This window comes from Actinoplanes oryzae (assembly GCF_030757795.1).
Taxonomy (GTDB): Bacteria; Actinomycetota; Actinomycetes; order Mycobacteriales; family Micromonosporaceae; genus Actinoplanes.
On record NZ_JAUQWH010000296.1, the window covers coordinates 1 to 5152 of the forward strand.

A 5152-nucleotide genomic window follows, 5' to 3' on the forward strand; every position below is an offset into this window, starting at 1 on the left:
GACGCCCACGTGCACGCCGGCAACGCGCAGGCGCTCGAGGTCGTCACCCGCCTCGGGCACTGGGCGGCGCAGCGGATCCTGCGCGTGGATCCGGCGCAGCGGCAACGGATGTGGTCGCTCTACATCGCCGGCGAGTACGGCGGCATGAACGAGAGCATGGTCGCCCTGTACCGGCTCACGGGCGAGCGGGTGTTCCTGGACGCCGCGGCCGCGTTCGAGATGGATACGTTTCTCGCCGACGCGGTCGCCGGCAAGGACGTCCTGGACGGGATGCACGCCAATCAGCACCTGCCCATGCTGGCCGGCCACCTGGCCCAGTACGAGGCGACGGGCGACCGCCGCTACCTGGATGCGGTCCTGCACCTGTGGGACCGGATCGTGCCCGGCCGCACGTTCGCGCACGGCGGCACGGGCGAGGGCGAGCTGTGGGGGCCGCCCGGCGCGGTGGCCCGGTTCGTGGGGCGGCGCAACGCGGAGAGCTGCGCGACGTACAACCTCATCAAGATCGCCCGGGGTCTCTTCGCGCACACCCGGGAGAGCCGCTACTTCGACTACGTCGAGCGGGCGTCGCTCAACCACATCGTCGGGTCGCGTGCCGACGTCACCTCGGACACGAGTCCCGAGGTCCTCTACATGTATCCCGTGGACGCCGGTGCGGTCCGTGAGTACGACAACGTGGGTACGTGCTGCGGCGGCACCGGCCTGGAGAGCCACGTCAAGCACCAGGACAACATCTACTTCCGGGACGGCACCGAGCTGTACGTCCTCCAGTACGTGCCGTCCGTCCTCGCCGGCGTGGCTGAGCTGCGGACGCGGTACCCGCGCGACGGGCACGTGGCGCTCACCCTGCTCGACCCGGGCATCACGGCGCTGCACCTGCGCATTCCGCCCTGGGCTGCCGTACCCGGTGCCGTGCAAGGGTTTCTGACGATCCGGGAACCGGCGGGAACCGTTTCCCTGGACCTGCCGATGCCGGTGCGGCTCGTGCCCACGCCGGACGATCCGGAGCTGGTCTCGGTGGAGCGGGGACCCACCGTGCTGCTGGCCCGCGACGACGCGACGACCACACTGCCCGTCGCCCCGGCCGCGTCCCGCATGCTCGACGGCAGCATCGGCGACTGCACAATGGACGGTGATCTGGTGTCGGTGCTGGGCCGCACGTTCGAGCCGGCCTGGTCCGGCGGCGACCACCGCTACCACATGTACCTGCGGCTCGACGACGAGCGGATCGCCTTCCACGGCGCCGATCCGGGCGTGCCCAACCGCCGCGACCAGGACGGCTGGTCCTTCCTGTCGGCGCTCTGGGGCGACGGTGGCTATGCCACGGTGGAGGACTTCCTCACCGCGGCCCACGGGTACGCCCTCCGCGCCGCCGGCGCGGGCCTGCTGACCCGCGACGAGGTGCTCGCCGTTCTGGTCGCCGCGGCGTCGAGCACCCTGGACTCGCCGGCGCTCCCGCGCTCGGGGGCGACGGCGGCGCCCGTGGGCCACTCGGTCGCCGGCACCACCATCCCGGATGCCACCCTCTGGCGCTCCGCCACCGGAGAGGTCGTGGTCTGGGACCTGCCGCCCGAGGCCGGGGCGGCCGACGCGGTCCCGGTGCTGCGGATCGACGTGGCCGGCTCGCCCGCCGCCTCGGGCTGGTACACCACGGCACCGGTCGCCACGGTCACCGTGGTGTCGCCCGGCCCCGGCATCGCGTCGGTGTCGTCGCTGGGCGGGGCGGTCGCCGAGGGGCGGCACGTGCTGCGGGCCCGGGCGACCGACACCCTGGGCCGCACCGTCCACGCCGCCCGCGAGGTGGCCGTGGACACCGCCCCGCCCGTGGTGACCGCCCGCCTGCGCGACCGGGGCACCAGCGTCGAGGTGACGATCGACGCGGCCGACGACGTGTCCGGGGTGGACCGCATCCAGTGGCGCACGGCGGAGACGTTCTGGGGCGTGTTCCAGGAGCCGTTCACCCGGGCGCTGCGCGACGAGCCGCAGATCTTGGAGTTCACCGCGACCGACCGCGCCGGCAACACCACGCCGACCCGGACGGTCGTGCTTCCCGCCCTGCCCCGCGGTTAGAGCAGCGGGATGCCGTCGTACGCGCCGAGGTCGTGGGCCGGCACGACGCGCACGGCGCCGCCCAGGGCGATCACGTGCCGCAGGCCCTCGTGCACCAGGGCGGGGTCCACGTCGGCGAGCTTGCGCATCAGCCACGGGCGGGGGGCGCCGCGGCGGATGCCGTCGAGCTGCCAGGTCAGGTCGCCGATGAAGGCGTAGCGGCGGCCGGACGACTCGGTCACGAAGACGACGACCGAGCCGGTCGTGTGGCCGCCGGCGAGCGCGATCACCACGGACCCGTCGCCGTGCACGTCGTGGCTGGCGGCGAAGCCCTCGTACGGCCCGCTGTCGAAGGCGTACTCGTGCAGCTCGTGGCCCCGGGAGACGTGCTGGAAGACGATGCCGTCGGGCGTGCGGGTGGCGTACTCCCGCTCGGCGGGGTTGAGCCAGATCGGCGTGCCGGCGAGGCCGTCCAGGCCGCTCACGTGGTCCCAGTGGGTGTGCGTGAGCACGACGCCGAGCAGCCGGCTCCGGTCGTAGCCGGCCGCGTCGAGCTGCTCGGCCGCCGTGCGGCCCACCTCGTGGGGTGAGCGCCGGTAGCGGGGCAGCATCGCGAGGTGCCCGGCGAGGCCGGCGCCGAAGCCCGCGTCGATCAGCAGGTCCCCGCCGGGATGGCGGACGAGGACCGCGGAGGCGGCGAAGGCCCGCTTGTCCCGCCACGACCCGCCCTGGACGGCGAGCGCGGCCCGGGTCTCGTACGTTCCGGTGGGCAGGTGGTGGACGGTGATCCCGGCGGGCACTGGCATGGGGCTCCTCGGTCGGTGGTGCGGAAGACCGACTCTGCGGCACCCGGGCGGCCGGCGTCCAAGACCTCTTCTTTCCTGCCGATACCGGGCGGGTATCGTCGCCGGTGATGGACCTTCGCCTGCTGCGCTATTTCGTGGCCGTCGCCGAGGAGCGGCACTTCGGGCGCGCGGCGGCGCGGCTCACCATGACGCAGCCGCCGCTGAGCCGGGCCATCAAGCAGCTGGAGGCGGACCTGCGCGTCGTGCTGCTGCACCGCTCGGCGGCCGGGGTCGAGCTCACCGCCGCCGGGGAGACCCTGCTGGCCGAGGCGACGGCCCTGCTCGCCCGGGCCGACCAGGCCCGGGCCCGGGTGACGGCGGCCGGGGCGGCGACGCTCACGGTCGGCACGCTGGGCGGCGGCGACGAGGCGGCCGGGCGGCTGGCGGCGACCTTCCGGCGGGCTCACCCGGCGGTCGCCGTGCACTTCCGGGAGTCCGACTTCACCGACCCGACGGCCGGGTTGCGGGCCGGGCTGGCCGACGTGGCGCTCACCCGGCGGCCGTTCGACGAGACCGGCTTCCGCGTGCGGGAGTTGCGGGCGGATCCGGTCGGGGCGGTGCTGCGTACGGACGATCCGCTGGCCGGCCGCGCGACGCTGAGCGTGACCGACCTCGCCGGCCGCCCCTGGTTCCAGCTGCCGGAGGGCACGGACCCGCTGTGGCGTGCCTACTGGAACGGCGGGCAGCCCGCCGGTGGCCGCCCCGCGGGTCTCGTCGTGCGAACGGTCGCCGAGTGCATGCAGGCCGTCCTCTGGAACGGCACGGTCGGCATCGCGCCGGTGCGGACGCACCTGCCGACGGACGAGCTCGTGTGCGTCCCGCTGACCGACCTGCCCCCGAGCCGGCTCGTCGTTGCCTGGCGCGGCGCCCGCGAGAGCCCGCTGATCCACTCGTTCGCCGAGATCGCGGTCGCGTTGTACCGCTCCTGAAACCGGCCGGGGCAACGTGGCCCGGGGCAGGTCAGTCGGGGTCGGCGGAGTGGCGTACCTCGGCCCGGAGGGCGGCCACGTCGGCGCGCAGCTCGCGGATCTCGGCGAGCAGACCCGCCACGTCGCGGTGGGTCGCCCCGTGCTCCTGCTCGTCGGCGCCGATGCGGTCGACGATCCAGCTGGCCAGGGAGCCCGTGACGAAGCCGATCAGGCCGATGCCGCCGATCATCATCGCCAGGGCGACCAGGCGTCCCTCGGCGGTCACCGGCGCCAGGTCGCCGTAGCCCACGGTGGTGATCGTGACGACCGCCCACCACAGCGCGTCGGGGTAGGTGCCGATGGTGCTGCCCGGGTGGCCGCGCTCGGCGTCGAGGGCGGCCAGCGCGGCGACGGCGACGATGAGGACCGTGGTGGCGCCGACGTAGAGGGCCAGCCTTCCCCTGGTCAGCACCTCGGTGCGCCGCGCGGTCGCGTCGGCGCGGGACAGGCTGAACTTGACCGTGAACTCGCGGGGCACGCGCGCGCCGGTGGCGGGGGTGGTGATCCGGGTGGCCGCCGGCTTGGCCGTGGTGGCCCTCGGGCTCGCGGACGGCTTGGGGGCCGGCGTCGTCCCGCGGGCGGCGGAGGGGGCCACGCGGGTGGCGGAGGGGGTCAGGCGGGCCGCGGACGGGCTCGGTGCCGCCGCGCTGGGCAGGGTCACGGACGGCAGGGGCAGCGGGCCGAGCGGCAGGGGCGAGGCGGTGGCCGGCGCGGCGGCGGGGGCCGCGGCGTCGGGCTGGGCGCCGGGGCGGACGAGCACCACGACGAGCATGACGACGGCGAAGACGACCGCGGCGGCGGCGACGATCCACGGCGTGCGGGAATGGCGCGGCCCCGGCCCCGGCCCCGCGGGAAGCGCGGGCGGCGCGGAGAAAACCGGTGAGGCCGGCGGCGCGGAGAAGACGGGTGAGGCCGGCGGCGCGGAGAAGGCGGGAGGAGCGGGAGAGACCGGCGGCGCGGAAGGCACCGGGGAGGCGTCCTCGCGGGCGTGGACGACGGCCGGGTGTCCGGGCCCGAGCGCCGCCGGCCCGTGCTCGGCGACCAGGGCGAAGTTCTTCCGGGCCTCGTGCCGGTTGCCCAGCTCGTCGGCGACCACGGCCAGGTCGTAGGCCAGGAGCACCAGCAGCGGATCCGCCGGCCCGAGGCGGTGCCCGGCCGCCTGGGCCTCCTCGAGCAGCCGCCGCGCCCCGGCCGGGTCGCCGCCGCTCGCGAGCAGCCCGGCCAGCTGCCGCATGGTCGCCAGCAACTCGGGGTCCCCGGCGGCGAGGCCCGGCCGGCCGAGCTCGACGG

General features: G+C 75.6%; 3 protein-coding genes and 1 pseudogene. 2 read left to right on the forward strand and 2 right to left on the reverse strand.

Annotated elements, in window-relative coordinates:
- Nucleotides 1-2070, forward strand: a 2070-nt coding sequence (locus RBH18_RS42925) for a beta-L-arabinofuranosidase domain-containing protein (RefSeq protein WP_306216281.1), incomplete at its 5' end; no start/stop codon positions are given.
- Here RBH18_RS42925 and RBH18_RS42930 read toward each other — a convergent pair.
- The gene (locus RBH18_RS42930) at nt 2067-2855 is read right to left on the reverse strand and encodes an MBL fold metallo-hydrolase (protein ID WP_306216282.1); all 789 of its coding nucleotides are present in this window, start codon (nt 2853-2855) and stop codon (nt 2067-2069) included. The genes RBH18_RS42925 and RBH18_RS42930 overlap by 4 nt on opposite strands.
- Nucleotides 2856-2962: 107 nt before the next feature.
- Between RBH18_RS42930 and RBH18_RS42935 the strand changes: the two genes are divergently transcribed.
- Nucleotides 2963-3823, forward strand: coding sequence for a LysR family transcriptional regulator (locus tag RBH18_RS42935; protein ID WP_306216283.1), 861 nt, complete (start codon nt 2963-2965; stop codon nt 3821-3823).
- 31 nt (nt 3824-3854) lie between these two features.
- Here the strand turns inward: RBH18_RS42935 and RBH18_RS42940 are convergent.
- Nucleotides 3855-4343 (reverse strand): annotated as a pseudogene (locus tag RBH18_RS42940) (potassium channel family protein); the annotation flags it as partial.
- Between the last annotated feature and the right edge of the window lie 809 nt (nt 4344-5152).